The sequence below is a fragment of the Pelagibius sp. CAU 1746 genome (genome assembly GCF_039839785.1).
In the GTDB taxonomy this organism is placed as follows: domain Bacteria; phylum Pseudomonadota; class Alphaproteobacteria; order Kiloniellales; family Kiloniellaceae; genus Pelagibius.
Genome location: NZ_JBDOQT010000001.1, coordinates 1,841,100 through 1,856,356 on the forward strand (window position 1 = coordinate 1,841,100; position 15,257 = coordinate 1,856,356).

The following is a 15,257-nucleotide window of genomic DNA, read 5'->3' on the forward strand; positions in this document are numbered from 1 at the left end:
GGCGGCCCGCGTCAGCTTACCGCGAGGCGTTCCTCGATGGCGGCGTTGCGGATCGCCTTTTGCAGCTTCTCGAACGCGCGCACCTCGATCTGGCGCACCCGCTCGCGGCTGATGCCGTACTCCTGGGACAGGTCCTCCAGGGTCGTTGGCTGATCCTTCAGCCGGCGCTCCTGCAGAATGTGGCGCTCGCGCTCGTTGAGGTTCTCCATCGCCGCCTTCAGGAGCGCGCGGCGCTTGCCCAGCTCTTCGGATTCGGCCAGGAGGGTCTCCTGATCCTCGCCTTCGTCGACCAGCCAGTCCTGCCACTCGCCGTCGCCGTCGATGCGCAGCGGCGCGTTGAGGGAATGGTCCGGCGCCGAGAGGCGGCGGTTCATGGACACCACGTCCTGCTCCGGCACGCCCAGGGTCTCGGCGATCTTGGAGACGTTCTCCGGGTGCAGATCGCCTTCCTCCATCGCCTTGAGCTGGCCCTTCAGCTTGCGCAGATTGAAGAACAGCTTCTTTTGCGAGGCCGTGGTCCCCATCTTCACCAGCGACCAGGAGTGCAGGATGTATTCCTGGATCGAGGCGCGGATCCACCACATGGCATAGGTCGCCAGGCGGAAGCCGCGCTCCGGGTCGAAGCGCTTGACCGCCTGCATCATGCCGACGTTGCCCTCGGAAATCAGCTCCGAGAGGGGCAGGCCGTAGCCGCGGTAGCCCATGGCGATCTTGGCCACCAGGCGCAGATGGGAGGTCACCAGCTTGTGCGCGGCCTCGGTGTCGCCGCGTTCCCGCCATGACTTTGCGAGCATGTACTCTTGTTCCTGCTCCAGCATCGGGAACTTGCGGATCTCCTGCAGATAGCTGCTGAGATTGCCTTCCGGGGCAAGGACAGGGACTTTAGGGGCGGCCATAGCGGTACTCCATCCTCGATGGTCTGGGGCTGGTCCTCTGCCCCGGACTCCTCAATACACTCACCGACTGAACGCAAACTGACGCCGGGGGCTCTCCGCCGGGGGAGGGCCGCGGTGTCCGCGAACGCCGCTCAAGCATGGGTCCCCCTCAGGATTGCGCTAATTCCGACTTGCTCAGTCAGGTATATTTTAAAATCATTCTAAGGAACGAATCAAGTCACGAATGTCAGATGGTGGTTCGCAGGTAAACTGCAAGGTATCCCCGCTCACAGGGTGTTGGAATCCCAGGGTTTTCGCATGTAGAGCCTGACGGCCCAGGGCGGCCAGCGCCGCCTGCGCCGGCGCCGGTAGGGCCTTCGCCCGGCGGCCGTCGCCGCGGCCGTAGAGCGGGTCGCCCAGCAGGGGATGCCCGGCCTCGGCCATGTGGACGCGGATCTGGTGGGTGCGCCCGGTCTTGAGGCGGCATTCCACCAGGCTGACCTTGCCGTTCTGAAAACTCTCGAGCACCCGGTAGCCGGTCTCGGCCGGGCGGCCGCCGCGGCGCAGAACCGCCATTTTCTTGCGGTTGCGCGGGCTGCGGCCGATGTTGCCGGTGATCGCGTCCTGCGACGGGCTGGGCCGTCCCCAGACCAGGGCCAGGTAACTGCGCTCGATGCTGCGGGCGGAGAACTGCTCGACCAGGCCCTGGTGCGCCGCCTCGCTCTTGGCCGCGACCATCACGCCTGAGGTGTCCTTGTCCAGGCGGTGGACGATGCCAGGGCGCAGCTCGCCGCCGATCCCGGTCAATCCTCCCTCGAGCTGGTGCCCGCAGTGGGCGATGAGGGCGTTGACCAGGGTTCGGTCGGGGTTCCCCGCCGCCGGATGAACGACCAGGCCTGCCGGCTTGTTCAGCACGATAAGATCCTTGTCCTCGTAAAGGATTTCCAGGGGGATCGCCTGGCCTTCCAGGGCGACGGGACGAGCCTCGGGGATAATGATGGCGAAAGTTTGGCCGGCCTTGACCTTGGCCGCCGGGCTGGTAACCGCCGTGCCGCCGGCGCTGACCCGGCCGTCCTCGATGAGGGTCTTGAGCCGGCTGCGGGAGAGGGTGGGCAGCGCTTCGGCCAGCAGGCGGTCGAGCCGGGCGCCGGCCGCCTCCGGCCCCGCCGTCACCTCATGTCGCTCTTGACCCTCACCTGGACCTTGACCCCGCTGGGCGGCCATGCTTCCTCGCTCCCTAACCACGGATACAGGTTCTGATAAGGGGTTCTACCCGATGCAAGCGTTGAAAGCCCTCGTCATCTTCATGGGCATCCTCATCATGGCCGGCATGGCCCTGCTGGTGTACGGCCTGGTGACGCGCACCGGGGACGGGGCGGGAGAAGGTGCCGGAGAAACGGCTACCGGGGCGGCGGCCGTCGGCGCCATGACCGGCGCGGGCCGCGGCGGCGCGGGCGCCCCGATCACGCCCTTCGGAGCTCTCGACCTGGTGGTTCCCGACGGCTGCAGCCTTGCCGGCAGCGAACTGGCGGGCGACCGCCTGGTGGTGCGCTTTACCGGCCAGGCGGAACGGGGCTGTCAGCAACTGGTGATCGTCGACCTGGCGAGCGGGCGGGAGTTGGGCCGGGTCAAGGCGGTGCCGGTCGGCGCCCGGCAGGCCCCATGACCGATCTAACTCCGGCAGCGCTAACCCCCGCCCCGAATTTCGCGTCGGACAACGTCAGCGGCGCCAGCCCGGAGATCCTGGAGGCCGTGGTCCGCGCCAACGCCGGCCCGGCCATGCCCTATGGCGAGGACGCAATCACCAAGCGCCTGGCGAAGCTTGTGGCCGAGGTCTTCGAGCACGAGGTGGCGGTCTTTCCGCTGGCCACCGGCAGCGCCGCCAACGCCTTGGCGCTGTCGGCCCTGGTGCCGCGCTATGGCGCCGTCTACTGCCATCGTGAGGCCCATGTGAACGTCGACGAGTGCGGCGCGCCGGAGTTCTTCACCGGCGGCGCCAAGCTGGTGGCCCTGGACGGCCCCCACGCCAAGATCGACGCCGGGACCGTGGCCGCGGCGGTGAGCGGCGCCGGCGTCGTCCACCATGTTCAGCCGGCGGCGATTTCCATCACCCAGGCCAGCGAGCAGGGCACGGTCTACGTGCCGGGCGAGGTGGCGGCCCTGGCGGCCGTGGCGAAGGAGCACAAGCTGGCCCTGCACATGGACGGCGCGCGCTTCGCCAACGCCTTGGCCCGCCTGGGCTGCTCGCCCGCCGAGGCGAGCTGGAAGGCCGGCGTCGACGTGCTGACCCTGGGGGCGACCAAGAACGGCGCCCTGGCGGCCGAGGCGGCGATCTTCTTCAAGCCGGAGCAGGCGGCCGAGTTCCCTTATCTCCGGAAGCGCGGCGGCCATCTCTTCTCCAAGATGCGCTTCGTCTCGGCCCAGCTCGAGGCCTACCTGAGCGACGGTCTCTGGCTGAGGAACGCCGAGCACGCCAATGCCCAGGCGACCCGCCTGGCCGAAGGGCTGGCCGCGCTGCCCGGCGTCGAGGTGACGGCCCCGGTGGAGGCCAACGAGGTCTTCGCCGCTTTGCCCAGGACCCTGGTGGAGGGCCTGCAGGCCAAGGGCTTCGTCTTCTACGTCTGGCGCGACGAAGGCCCGGCGGATGGTGGCGCGCCCCTCTGCCGCTTCGTGACCGCCTTCGACAGCCGGCCCGAGGAGGTGGCCGCCCTCCTGGCCGAGGCGGCACGCCTGGCAGGGGTGGGGGCCGGAGTGGGCGGCTAGCCGTCCGCCCCCAGGCACGGCCTTCATCCTGAGGAGGCGGTACCGCCGCCGTCTCGAAGGCCCAAAGCCCAACCCTCATCCTGAGGAGGCGGCGCGGCCGCCGTCTCGAAGGATGGAGGGGAGGGCTCCGGAAAGCCGGGCCTTGCAAAGAGGGCTTGCAAGCGGCCGGGTCTTGGGTTACATCACCGGCCTTCCGGCCATTGGTCCCCTTCGTCTAGTGGCCTAGGACGCCGCCCTCTCACGGCGGAAACAGGGGTTCGACTCCCCTAGGGGACGCCATCCGCTTTCCGCGACATAGCCATTTCAACGGCTTAAATGCCGGAAAAGTCCCACCGGGCCGCACCCCCCTTCGAAGTGGGACTTTTTGACTCACCCCGCGCCCCTGCGGTCCTTGGCGCTGCCAGTCGGCAGCAGCGTGATCGAGGCATCGCCGAAGCCTTCGGGCTTCAACAGGCGCATGGCACGGCCCGCCAGGCGCCGGCGGTCGGCCTGGCGCGTGTAGCGCTCGGCTTCCTGGATGGAGCGCCAGCCGAAGATCGCCATCAGTTCGTGTGCCGAAGCGCCGGCGTCGGCCGCGATGGTCGCGCCGGCCTTGCGCAGGCCGTGCGGCGAGCAGTGCGGCAGGTCGGCCTGCTTGCACCAGTCGCGAAACTTGTTGCCGAAGCCGTTGCCGGTGAAGGGCTTGCCATAAGCCGTTGCCAGATACGTCATGTGACCTGAGGGGCAGGCTTCAATGGCGGCCTGCAGGTCCGGCAGCATGGGAATCTCGCGTTGCTTGGCCAGGCGGGCGGCACCCTTGGTTTCCGTGAAGCGCAGCCACACGCCATCGCCTTCGCGCCGCTCCATCTGGCGGCCCAGGCGCACCACGTCCGACCGGCGCACGCCCGTGAACAGCAGCAGTGCCAGCGCCAAGTAAGCCTGCGTTCCGATGGGATGCCGCGCGATGTATTGCTCGATTTCCCCGGTAGTCCAGGCGTGCCAGCCCTCACCATTGCCGGTGAATTTGGGCACGTCGCGCGCCGGGTTGCGCTCGGCTAGGTTCACGCTCGGATCACAGGCCCAGGCGAACAGCCGGCGCACCGTTTTGACCAGGCCGTTGGCCGCTTCGGGCGTTTCGGCCAGCTTGTCGCGCCAGGCGCGCACGTGGCGCGACTCCAGGGTGCGATAGGGCTTGGCACCGCGCGTCACGCCCTTCTGGTCGCGCACCGCGCAGCAGCGCTCCAGGATGCGTCTGCGCGTGCGCTGCGTGGAGCGTCCCAGGCGCTTGAATTCGGCAGAGGCGTACCAGCGCTGGCAAAGCCAGGCCAGCGAGCCGGGTGCGGCCGGCTGTCCGGGATCTTCGGATATCACCGGCTCCGCAGCCGGCGACTCCGCCGCTTCAACGGCCGCGTGGTACTCGGTCCAGAATTCTGGCGTGCCGACGTCCGCGCGGATGCGCACCTTGCGGCGCCCGGGCATCGCCAGGTAAGTGCGCAAGTTGCCGTGGCGGTCGACGTCTTGCTTGATGTACTTCACCCGAATCCTGGCCATGCCAGCCTCCCTTGCCTGGTTAATCGACCTCACGCGGTGGAGCTGGCGGCGCCGGCGGCGTTCCCAGCGGCGTGAAATTCAGCGGACGGATGTATTCGTCGCCGTTTTCGATTGGCGCTTCGCCTTCGCGGCGGCGGCAGTCGTTCGGCGACAATATCCCGGCCTCGCGGCCGATCTTGTAGGCTTCAAAGCGCGACTTCAGGTCGCCGCGCAACAGCGCGCCGAAGTCATGCCGGATGAAGTACGTGCGCCGTTCGGCCTCGCTCAACAGGTCGCGCTCCATCGCACCTTCGATCCGCGCGGCCAGTGGCTGCAAAGCGTTCTGCACCAGCTGGCGCGCTTCTTCGACTGCGCTGCCATAGGTCGGCCGGTCGCCGATGCCGACCACGGCCGGAGGCACTCCGAAGATGCGCGCGACGTCTTCAGCCGCCAACTTGCGCGAGCCCAGTAGTTCCGAGTCCTTGGCGCTGAAAGACACCTTTTCGAATCTCACGCCAGCCTCCAGGAGCATCGCCGCGCCGGCGTTCTTGCTGGTAACCATGTCGGTCAGCAACTTCTGTAGCTCTTCGCGCTGGTTTGGCTTTAGGACCTTGTCGTACAAGAACACGCCACTTGGCCGCAGGCTGTTGGCCATGATGTTGGCCTCGGTCTGCGCACCGGCTAGGGCGAGAGCCAGCGCGCCGCGTGCCGCGTGCAACGGCGAGCGACCTATGAAACCGTCATGGGAAGCCGCGCGCACGTGCAGGACTTCGCCCGCGCCCTCCAGGGCCACCTCGGGCGGCCTCTGCGGCTCCATGAAGCGATAGCGCAGACGCGCGCCGCGCAGCAGTTCCACAGAGACGGCGCCGGGCGCCACGACACGAAACGCCGTGACGTTCCCGGTGCGATCGCGCGCCACGCGCGCATAGGCGTTGCCGGCCAGGTCCAGGGAGCGGCCGGCCAGTTCCCGCGCTTCGAAAGCCGTCTGGCGATCGTTGGGAGCGTCGCGCAGCAGCCAAAAGAGCGGGTGGTCTTCCGCGCGCTCCGCGCCGCCGTCCGGCGTACGTCGGAACAGCTCCAGCGGGACGCCCGCCAGCAGCTCGGAGCGCAGTCGCACGCAGGCGTTTGCGACCGACAAGTTGGACAGGACGGAATCGGCCCCAACAGCGAGCTGGCGCCCCGGCCGGTCGAAGTCGACGAGGCGCGGATCGAAGTCAAAGCCGCCCGCGCGTTCCTCGATGGGCGGCGGCGGGTCGAAGACGTCGGCAAGGCGTCGAAGCAGTCCCATGTCACATAAACTCCGCCTTGAGCCGCGCCAGCGTGCGCAGCACGTCGCCGCGATCCGCACCGCGTGAGCGGGCAGCAACGTCCGTGGTCGGGTAGGCCGGCCAGCTGTGCACGATGCTGATTTCGCGCAGGTCGATTTCGACCAGCTCCCGCGTGTGCCCCTGCCACCGCTCACCGCCCTTCGGAATGATGAAGCCGAAAGACGCGCCGCCCAGGTCGCCGCGCTCTGCCAGGGCCAAGATATCACTCCCCAGGGACGTCTGCGGCAGGTCGATCTCGAACGACAGGCCGCGCGCGTCTTCCGCCAAGCGCAGCGTCCGCGACCGGGTGCGGGCCAGCAGCTGCTGCGGAGAGTGGTCAACCAGGGCCAAGATATCGGCGCCGCTGGCCAGTGCCTTCGCGAAGGCGCCGCGCCGGATGACCTCTCGCTTGCCGCCGATGTCGGCCGCCTGGTCGAACACCGCGGCGTGTCCAACCAGGCGGCGGCCCGCGACGCGCCATTCCAGCGCGCCGCGATGCTCCAGGTTTTGCGCTGCCGCCGTCATGCTTACGCCGCCGGAACGTCGATGGCGCCGGCGAAGGACTCGACATGACGGAGAACCACGTCGGCCGTAAGCAAGCCACGCACCTGGATGTTGCCCTTGGCGTATGCCGTCGCCGCGTAGGGGTTGGCCAAGATGTCGATGCCGGTCCAGTAACCGACAACCAGGCTTGCCCAGTCACCGAATACAACGCTGCCGTTCTCCGGCGATTCATCCACTGGCAGTCCGGTGGTCGACATGGCCGGATAGCCCGCCAGCTCGCGGGGCGAGTCCATGATGAACCCTGCACCGGCGTCGGCGTTGACCTTCGTCGTGCCGCGCAGGGTCGCAACGGCGTTCGGGTTTACAGCCCAGCCGAGACGGCCCATCGCCGCATTTGCGACCTCGACTCCCTTCACGATGTTAAGCACTTCCTGCCAGGTCGGAGTCCCCAGCGTTCCCGGCGTAATCTGATCCAAGATGCCACTCGGTTCATTGGCGGCACCGCCTACCAGGGCGGCGCCGTCAAGCGCCACCGCCAGGGCGGCGGAGAAGTCGCGCCGCGCCATGTCTTCGACGTCCGGCGACGATTGCAGGACGAAGTTGCGGCTGAACTCGGTCAGACAGCCCACCGTCTTCGGGGTGAGCTGGCGCTTGTTGACGTCGACGTCTGCCGGCGTCAATGCGGAATCGTCGGCGATCCAGCTGCCCGACTGTCCGCTGTCCATCGCCGGCAGCGAAACAGGGCCACCCTCCAGGCCGTTTAGCACGGTGGCGCCAAGCGCCGACGTGACCAGGTTGGCGCGAAGCGCGTCAATGAACATGTCCGGCCGGCCGGACTCGAAGATCGCGCCTGCGCCACCGCCAGCGGCCGTCGTGACACGGGTTTCGAGGCCGCGATGGGCGCGCACGTGCAGCACGTTGGCCGGGACCAGGACGCCTTGCGCTTTGCGGCCGGAGCGGCGGGCCAGCTCCGCGCTGACCTCGCGCTCGCGGCCGTAGTCGCCCTCCAGGCCCGCAGAACAGGCGATCGCGCGCAGCAGAGAAACCTGCGACGCCTCCCGCTCGAATTCACCACCCTGGCCGTCCAGCGGATCGCCCTCCGCCTGGCGGTCGAATTCGTCCATCATGGCCTGGTTGCGAATGCGGGTTTCCAGGGCGTCGCTTTCGGTCCTGATTTCATCCAGGCGCGTCTGTTCCTGGCCCTCGGGCGCGCGGTCGGCGTCCTCGGCAGTCTTGATGATCTTCTGCGCTTCGCGCCGGAGCGTGTCGCGCTGCTTCAACAGGTCACTGATTTTTGTCATTCGAGTTTCCTTCTAAGGGATAGCGCGCGTCATCACGACGGGCGTTGGTTGGGGCGTTCCATCTAAGGGAGCGGGCGTCATCACGACGGCCGGCCAGCGCGCGCCCCGTCGCGCTAGTGTCTTGCTTGCGGGGGCGGGTTTTGCTCCAGGTGAATCAGCAGCTTCCCCAGCGCCCCCAGGTGGCAAGCCACGTGCTGCGCACCGTGCTGCGCGGTCATGGTCGCCAGCGCTTCGGAAAGCAGCGCCTCGGCAATATCGTTGTCGCTGAAGCCAACGCCCCGCAGCCGCTGGCGCAGCTCCTGGAGCGCGGCGGCGGCTTCCTGGACCTTCGGGTGATCGGGCGGCAGGAACTGTGCGTCAAACGTGGTCCCGGTCATTCGGCTTCGCCTTCTTCAACGTGAACAAACGGCCGGCGCGCCAGGTCAAGCAGCCTTCGGCCAAGCGCCCGCTGGTCCATCACGATGACAGCGCCCGCGCCCTTGCGTCGGCCGCCATCAATGTCGTCAAACCAAGCATCGACGGAGTCGACCCATCGGCGCTTGCCATCACCGGTCCAGACGAAGAAGCGCGCCGGCAGTACCTGTCCGGCGCCGCGCGGTCGGCTGCGTTCTTGCACGATCCACCTGGCCAGTACATCAAGCCGGTCCTGGACGTTATCGTCAGGGTGGGCACCGCGCAGCGCGGCGGCTTCGAAGTCGCCCTCGTAAGCCTGGCGATGCTGTAGCGCTTCATGGACGATTCCGGCCGCCAGCCAAGCGGCGGCCTTGCGACTTTGCTGTGGCCCGATGCCGCGCTCGGCCAAAAGCCTCAGCGCCCACATCTCCGCAAGGGCGAAGACGTCGAAACGCGCATGGCCGTCGTTTGAGGGGAGGAAGCCGCGTCGGCGCCAGTCGCGCTGCAGGGCCGTGGAAACGCCCGTGATGCCTTCGGCTTCGCCGGGCGTGAAGAGGGTCGGGGTGAAGGTCGTTTCCATAACGTGGTCCGTACCACGGATTCGGCAACCGTGGCAAGGACCACGAATTGACGCGCTTGAGCCCGAAGCCCGGCGCCCAGGCCTGCCACGCGTTGCGCCCAATGTAACAGCGCAAACAGTAACTCGTCGTTATTTAGAGGGGTCCGTTACATCTGATGTAACAGTGTATTTTGTTGTTGAAAGTCTTTGAGACTGACAAGACGATTTGAAGGTCAGGCGCATTTTGCGACTGTTGAAACCACGGGAAGGCATGAAATGACTATTGTAGATGCAAGGGTGAATGACCTCCGCGACGCAGTTGATGTTATCGACGGCGACACCGGTTGCTTTGCTGCGACACTGCGCCTGGTGGCGCGCGGCAACAGCGCCAGGCGAGTCCAGTCTTGGCTTGATGACCTGGCGGAGAAAGCCTGCGACGTCGCCGATGCGATCGGCCAGGCCAACGTGGCGGCGTATCAGGGAGGCGGCGCGCCGGCGGCGATCGAAGGGCTGCAGCACTGTCGGCAGCAGCTCCAGAACCTAGCCGCAAGCCTCTCCGATCTGGCCGACGCTTGTAGCGAATCCGATTTCGACTGTCGCCACGCCGCATACTTCCTCAGCGACGGTGCGCGCAGCCTGGCGAACCGCGTCGACCAGACCGTTGACGCGTTTGAAGCGGACACCTCAGCGCCGGCCGGCAGCACCAGGCGCGATCGCCGCCGCATAGAGCGCGCCAGGTCGGCGCTGGCAGACCTGGACGCTATGTTGGCGGCCGCGCCGGTGGACTGAAGCCTTAGCAGCTCTCTGAAGCCAAGCCCAGTCAATCAAGGACGGAATTATCCCCTAGACGGCAGCAGTCGCCTGGCGGCAGAATCGGGAGTATGAAAAATATCTGGAAGTTTATCGGGTCTTTCTTTCGTTTTTTGGTCACGGTCAAGGGGGCGCTCTACCTAGTCGGCGTCGCCCCTGCCGTGATTTCGTTCTTTTCGGGGTGGTTGGACGGGCTGAGCACGTCGGCGATTGTTGCCTATTCGATGCTGGCGCTGGTATCCGGCCTAGCGGCGGTTTCTTTGGCGCTGTGGATTTACGAGCGCGCGACGCTGTTTCTTACCAGCCGTCGACAACAAGAGCGGATCATGCAGGGCTTGTTGACACTAGGCGAAGACGTGACAGAGCTTGATATTCCCACCGCGGCGGGGATCTGGGCCGGGACTTATTCGGCGGAGAGCGTAGAACGGCATCTCAATTTCCGAGGGCTGAAGTCCGCCGCCAGGCGTGGGCTCATCAAAACGACGTATACGGAAGACGGCAAAGTCAATGTCCGCACCAAGCTTGACCTTGAAAGCCTCAAAGAATTCTGGCGCAAGAAGGGGGTAATTCGCTAGGCGCGTCTCAGGGACTCGTACAAAAAAAAATATTCTGAATTTCGCGGGCGGGAATTTTCTATTGGGGCGACGGTTCCCAGCGGGCGCCTTTAGCCTTTTTGACCCGCCCCCCGGGTCTGCTGCGCGCGGGTCTTTCGGGCGTGGCAGCTCTTGCACAGACTTTGATAGTTGTCCGGATCGCGCTGCAGCATCGGGTCGCCGTTGGGCACAACGATGTGGTCGACTTCGGTCGCCGGCACGGTGCGCCCGTCTTCGGCGCAGTGCCGACAGAACGGCTCACGTTGCAGCTGGATCGGCCGGAGGCGGTCACGCCATGCCCGCGTGCGCAAGAACGCCTGGTCGGGATGGTCGCGCCTGCGGCGCTTGTAGTCGGCGTCACGCTCGCGCTTGGTTGGCGCACCGGGCGGGCGCCAGGTCGGCGGCATCGTCGGCATGTGTCAGCTCGCCCGCCCGCGCAGATCGGCCTCTCGCTCGTCCAGCACCTGGCGGACTTCTGATAGCCACTCTGCGAAGTCCGCAGTGCTCATCTCCTCTTGGGCGATAAAGAGCGCGCCGCCCATCAGGCAGTGCGCCGCGTCGGCAGTGCCCAAGCCGATGCAGTCAGTCAGATGCTTCGAGGCATCCAAGACGGAGTCCATAGCCTCGTCGCCGTCGGGATCGTCGTGCTGCTGTTCGTCAGCCATGTCATCACCCCCTTACGTGCGCAATTGGCGACAGGAAGGCCGCCGCCGGCGCGACGATAGGATCGAACGGCGAGACGTCGCAAGTGTTGCGCGGGTTGCGAGGGTCCGCGCGGGTCCGGCAGTTATCCTCGCAGCTTCCTACCTGTTGAATTTAAAAGGCTTTTTCCTTCTCTTGCGAGGGTGCGAGGGAAAACCCCCTATTGCGGAGATATTTCAATTCTCAATGCAACATGGATGCAACAAGCGTTGCGTCTGTGTTGCATACATGGATCGTATAGAAGCTGCAGTCAGAGAAACCCTCGCACCTTCGCAGCCGGTGCCTGCGTAGGCAAAAAATGCAGGTTATTTCCGCGACTTATGAGGTGGCGCGGGTTGCGAGGGTTGCCGCGCAACCCGCGCACCTCGACAGCGAAACGGCAGGGAAATGGTGAGGCGCGCGCAGCGACGCCGAGGGGCGGGTGTTGCACAGCTGGCAGGCGCGCCGCTGCGCACGCTGCGCTTGCCGAAGTGCGTCTAGACGCACCGCGTCAGCGCGGACTAGTCGGGCGTGTTCCTAGGGGTTCGCCCAATCGACCTGGTCATATGATTCGGCCGCATATTCAAGAGCGGTCTTGCGCTGAAACCTGGCCCGCCACTCTCGCGACCGTCGGCGCGCCTCTTCGCCGGCAGCTAACTGCTGGCGGATGATTTCCTCTTGCGCCAAAAACTGCCGGTACAGCTCATCCAGCTTGCGCATTTCCTCTGCTTCCAGCCACTCTGCTTCAGCACGCCTCCACTCAGTGACTGCGCGCGCCGACCAGGCCGGGCGCCCATCGATCGCCAGGTCGGCGCCTGGAAACCGGCCGGCCTTCAGCCAGCGCCAAAGGGTGGTGCGATCGATACCGAGTTGCGCGCATATCTGAGCGCGGGTGAAGCCTTCGGGCCGCTCCCATGCGGAGAGCGCTTGCGTCGACCAGGCGGGGCGGCCGTTGACCACCATATCCGCATTTGGGAATCGGCCGGCCTTGATCCGGCGCCAAAGCGTGCTGCGATCGATGCCGAACCGTGCGCACAACTGCGCGCGCGACAGGGACTCTCCGACGCCGCCCCCCTCTTCTGGTTTGCGCGCCACCGCATCGCTGCCGCGCAGCTCGCGCGCCGGGCGCGTCGCCCCCGCGAGGGGGGCGCGGGGGGAGCGGGGACCGGGTGCGGCTGCGTCCGCGTGCGAACACGCTTGAACCGCCGGCTGCCGATGGTAGTCTGGCGCCCGCAGCTCGCCGGCTGCAGTATGTGATGCGCCGCCGCCCCGGTTCCCAGCCAGGGCGGCGGTTCGCGTTTCGCCAGGCGGCCGCGCAGTGCGCGGGATGATCGTGCGCACCTTCGGCGCCTGCGCCCTCAGACGTGCCAAGGTTAGTTGGGCAGTCATGCGGGCGCCTCCCCAATCCGAGGCGGTGGGACTTTACGCATTAGAAAGCCATGAAACAGGATAGGAAGTTTCGCGGTCCCACCGCTTGTTAAGCGATTGATATGACTAAATCCGCAAGCCCCCCTAGGGGACGCCAATTCTTCCAGCCAAAAACCGCAGCTTTCAGCGCCTCTTCGGAGGCGGCAAGCGAACTGTCAGTCTGCCCGGCATTGCCAGGTTGATTGCCCGGCGCTCGGCGGCTGTTGGCTAGCGCGGAAGCTGTTCCTCGCCGATGTGCATGAATTCGCGAAATGCCGAGACGGCGGAGTTCTGCTCGACGTTTGTGGCCCAGGCCAGGCCGACATCCATGGTGGGAATGGGATCGGCGAGCAAGATGACTTCGACGCGGCGGCCGTCCAGTGACCAGGGCCGGTACACCATGTCGGAAAGGATGGTCACACCCATGCCGCTGGCAACCATCGAGCGCACAGCCTCTACCGAGGAGGTTCGAAATATGGTGCGCGGGCGGTAGCTCGTGCGGTTCCAATAGCGCTGCGCCGTATTACTGGCTTCGTCGACCGTCAACATGATGTAAGGCTCGGCAGCGACGTCGGCGAGCGAGATCGAAGGCTGATCGAGCAGTGCATGCTGCGATGACAGCCAGAGACGGCGGCGCGACTGCAACAGCGTGTCATAGGATATGCCTTCTTGGTTGACGATGTTGGAGGTCAGCATGACGGCCAGGTCGAAGGTGCCGGAGACCAGTCCTTCCTCGATCGCGTTGCGCGAAGCCTCCGTGAGCTTGAGGTCCACGCCCGGGAAGGCACGAACGAAGCGTTCGATAAAGGGCAGCAGAAAATAGCCGGCGACCGTGTAGGTCATGGCCAGCCGTAGCGTTCCCGTGACGTCGTCGCGCCGTCGGCGCGGCGAGCGTACCGCCTCGTCCACGGCCGCCATGATCCGGCGGGCATGGTCGAGAAAGATGTTCCCCTCGTAAGTCAGAGCCGCGCCGCCCGGATGCCGTTCCAGCAACTGGGTTCCGACAATCTCTTCCAGCTGCTTGACGGCCGTGGTTACCGCCGACTGGGAGACATTGAGCCCCATGGCCGCACGTGAGATCTGCCCGGAATTCGCAACGGCAATGAAATAGCGGATCTGTCGAATCGAGGGCTCATTCATTTCTTAGATGGTCCATATCGAAAAAACAGAATCGACGCTAACGCCCCTTGACCGGTGACTGGACAGGAACAAGCGCGCGGTTCGGGCAGGGAGGCAGAAATAATATATGTTATTCCAATTGGTTATGTAGATATCCAGCCTCAGCGCAACGAACGGCGGCGGCTTAACGCACTTATTTGTACACCGGTCACTGACATTAGAAAATCAGATTCATAGCGTCTGATATTCGTATTTTACTATTCCACCCCCGCGTTCTTTGATTTTCGCACCGTCCTCCCGGTGGCGGTCAACAAAGCGGGCCGCAGCGGCCCGGCGAGAACAGGAGGCTCAATCATGAAAAGAAAGCTCAGCGCATTGCCGGCATCTGCGGCGATGGTGCTCGCGCTCACGGGCAGCGCAGTCGCGGGCGACTGGTACCCCTACTCGGTCGAAGTCTGGGATCCGCCGTTCAACATGGAAAGCCCGCGCAAGGCGATGGACTATGTGCCGCTCGAAAAGGCCGCGAAAAAGTGGGATATCTGCGTTTCCTTCCCGCACATGAAAGACGCCTATTGGCTGGGGGTCGACTACGGCATCACCGAAGAGGCAAAGCGCCTGGGCGTGAAGGCCAACGTCGTCGAGGCGGGTGGTTATACCGAGCTCAATACCCAGATTTCCCAGATAGAGGACTGCGTCTCGGCAGGGGCCGATGCGGTCGTTATCGGCGCGATCTCCTTTGACGGGCTGAACAACCTGGTCAGCGAGATTCGATCCAAGAACATCCCGGTTATCGACGTCATCAACGGCATGTCCTCCAGCGAGCTCTCGGCGAAGTCGCTGGTTTCCTTCGGTGAGATGGGCGCCAAGGCCGGTGAGTTCCTCGCCAAGGCGCACCCCGCAGGCGGCCAGGCGGCAAAGGTGGCTTGGTTCCCAGGGCCGGCCGGCGCAGGCTGGGTGGAAGCGGGCAATGCCGGCTTCCAACGCGCGGTCGCCGGCAGCGCGGTCGAACTGGTCGACACCAAGTATGGCGACACCGGCAAGGAAGCGCAGGCCAAGCTGGTCGAAGATGCGCTCGAGGCCTATCCCGAACTGAGCTACATCGTTGGCACTGCGGTGACGGCGGAGGCTGCCGTGCCGATCCTGCGTGCCCGGGGCCTGACCGACCAGGTCAAGGTCGTCTCCTACTACTACACGCCAGGCGTTGACCGGGGTATTGCGCGCGGTCAGATCCTTGCGGCACCGACGGATTCAACCGTGATCCAGGGACGCGTCGCGGTCGACCAGGCCGTGCGCATCCTGGAAGGCAAGGATTATCAGAAGCACGTCGGGCCGGCGCTCTATGTCGTGACCCAGGAAAACCACGGTAAGTTCGACCCCTCGTCGACGCTGGCGCCGAACGGCTTCAGTCCGGTCTTCTCGGTCGACTAGGCGCCGGC

At 65.6% G+C, this 15,257-nt stretch carries 17 protein-coding genes and 1 tRNA gene; 6 read left to right on the plus strand and 12 right to left on the minus strand.

The window, feature by feature from the left end; genetic code table 11:
* Positions 1–11: 11 nt before the first annotated feature.
* Together rpoH and AAFN88_RS08670 are read right to left on the minus strand one after the other, a co-directional pair.
* Positions 12–896 carry an RNA polymerase sigma factor RpoH gene (rpoH, locus tag AAFN88_RS08665; RefSeq protein ID WP_347519871.1) on the minus strand — a complete coding sequence of 295 codons (885 nt, stop codon included), beginning with the start codon at positions 894–896 and terminating at the stop codon, positions 12–14.
* Between the two features lie 195 nt (positions 897–1,091).
* Complete coding sequence (locus tag AAFN88_RS08670; protein ID WP_347519873.1) at positions 1,092–2,048, minus strand: RluA family pseudouridine synthase; 957 nt, start codon at positions 2,046–2,048, stop codon at positions 1,092–1,094.
* A 103-nt stretch (positions 2,049–2,151) separates the two neighbouring features.
* Here AAFN88_RS08670 and AAFN88_RS08675 point away from each other — a divergent pair, with 103 nt between their 5' ends.
* The 3 genes from AAFN88_RS08675 (at position 2,152) to AAFN88_RS08685 (ending at position 3,917) form a co-directional block, all read left to right on the plus strand.
* On the plus strand, positions 2,152–2,541 hold the full coding sequence (locus tag AAFN88_RS08675; RefSeq protein WP_347519874.1) for a hypothetical protein: 390 nt from the start codon (positions 2,152–2,154) through the stop codon (positions 2,539–2,541).
* Positions 2,538–3,638 carry a low specificity L-threonine aldolase gene (locus AAFN88_RS08680; RefSeq protein ID WP_347519876.1) on the plus strand — a complete coding sequence of 367 codons (1,101 nt, stop codon included), beginning with the start codon at positions 2,538–2,540 and terminating at the stop codon, positions 3,636–3,638. Before AAFN88_RS08675 ends, AAFN88_RS08680 begins: the two co-directional genes overlap by 4 nt.
* A 203-nt stretch (positions 3,639–3,841) precedes the next feature.
* A tRNA-Glu gene (locus AAFN88_RS08685) sits at positions 3,842–3,917 on the plus strand.
* 90 nt (positions 3,918–4,007) lie between these two features.
* On the opposite strand, the gene xerC is transcribed toward AAFN88_RS08685, so the two are convergent.
* From xerC to AAFN88_RS08715, 6 genes are all read right to left on the minus strand, one after another.
* Positions 4,008–5,168 carry a site-specific integrase gene (gene xerC, locus AAFN88_RS08690; RefSeq protein WP_347519877.1) on the minus strand — a complete coding sequence of 387 codons (1,161 nt, stop codon included), beginning with the start codon at positions 5,166–5,168 and terminating at the stop codon, positions 4,008–4,010.
* Between the two features lie 19 nt (positions 5,169–5,187).
* The gene (locus AAFN88_RS08695; protein WP_347519878.1) at positions 5,188–6,435 is read right to left on the minus strand and encodes a phage portal protein; all 1,248 of its coding nucleotides are present in this window, start codon (positions 6,433–6,435) and stop codon (positions 5,188–5,190) included.
* A gap of 1 nt (position 6,436) precedes the next feature.
* On the minus strand, positions 6,437–6,979 hold the full coding sequence (locus tag AAFN88_RS08700) for an HK97 family phage prohead protease (RefSeq protein ID WP_347519880.1): 543 nt from the start codon (positions 6,977–6,979) through the stop codon (positions 6,437–6,439).
* A 2-nt stretch (positions 6,980–6,981) separates the two neighbouring features.
* Positions 6,982–8,259 carry a phage major capsid protein gene (locus AAFN88_RS08705; protein WP_347519882.1) on the minus strand — a complete coding sequence of 426 codons (1,278 nt, stop codon included), beginning with the start codon at positions 8,257–8,259 and terminating at the stop codon, positions 6,982–6,984.
* A gap of 113 nt (positions 8,260–8,372) precedes the next feature.
* Complete coding sequence (locus AAFN88_RS08710) at positions 8,373–8,636, minus strand: hypothetical protein (protein WP_347519883.1); 264 nt, start codon at positions 8,634–8,636, stop codon at positions 8,373–8,375.
* Entirely contained in the window at positions 8,633–9,232 is a 600-nt protein-coding gene (locus tag AAFN88_RS08715; RefSeq protein ID WP_347519884.1) for a hypothetical protein, read from the minus strand. Before AAFN88_RS08715 ends, AAFN88_RS08710 begins: the two co-directional genes overlap by 4 nt.
* A gap of 255 nt (positions 9,233–9,487) precedes the next feature.
* Between AAFN88_RS08715 and AAFN88_RS08720 the strand changes: the two genes are divergently transcribed.
* The gene (locus AAFN88_RS08720) at positions 9,488–10,000 is read left to right on the plus strand and encodes a hypothetical protein (protein ID WP_347519885.1); all 513 of its coding nucleotides are present in this window, start codon (positions 9,488–9,490) and stop codon (positions 9,998–10,000) included.
* A 92-nt stretch (positions 10,001–10,092) separates the two neighbouring features.
* Positions 10,093–10,596 carry a hypothetical protein gene (locus AAFN88_RS08725; RefSeq protein ID WP_347519886.1) on the plus strand — a complete coding sequence of 168 codons (504 nt, stop codon included), beginning with the start codon at positions 10,093–10,095 and terminating at the stop codon, positions 10,594–10,596.
* An 89-nt stretch (positions 10,597–10,685) separates the two neighbouring features.
* On the opposite strand, the gene AAFN88_RS08730 is transcribed toward AAFN88_RS08725, so the two are convergent.
* The 4 genes from AAFN88_RS08730 to AAFN88_RS08745 all read right to left on the minus strand — a co-directional run bounded on the left by AAFN88_RS08730 (position 10,686) and on the right by AAFN88_RS08745 (position 13,842).
* Positions 10,686–11,030, minus strand: coding sequence for an HNH endonuclease signature motif containing protein (locus tag AAFN88_RS08730; protein ID WP_347519887.1), 345 nt, complete (start codon positions 11,028–11,030; stop codon positions 10,686–10,688).
* Between the two features lie 3 nt (positions 11,031–11,033).
* Positions 11,034–11,279 (minus strand): hypothetical protein, encoded by a 246-nt coding sequence (locus AAFN88_RS08735; protein WP_347519888.1) that lies wholly within the window; start codon positions 11,277–11,279, stop codon positions 11,034–11,036.
* Between the two features lie 553 nt (positions 11,280–11,832).
* Positions 11,833–12,390: a helix-turn-helix domain-containing protein gene (locus tag AAFN88_RS08740; protein ID WP_347519890.1), complete on the minus strand. Its 558-nt coding sequence runs from the start codon at positions 12,388–12,390 to the stop codon at positions 11,833–11,835.
* A 540-nt stretch (positions 12,391–12,930) separates the two neighbouring features.
* Positions 12,931–13,842, minus strand: a complete 912-nt coding sequence (locus AAFN88_RS08745) for a LysR family transcriptional regulator (RefSeq protein WP_347519891.1) — start codon at positions 13,840–13,842, stop codon at positions 12,931–12,933.
* 333 nt (positions 13,843–14,175) lie between these two features.
* Here AAFN88_RS08745 and torT point away from each other — a divergent pair, with 333 nt between their 5' ends.
* Positions 14,176–15,249: a TMAO reductase system periplasmic protein TorT gene (gene torT, locus AAFN88_RS08750; protein WP_347519892.1), complete on the plus strand. Its 1,074-nt coding sequence runs from the start codon at positions 14,176–14,178 to the stop codon at positions 15,247–15,249.
* Positions 15,250–15,257: the final 8 nt, after the last annotated feature.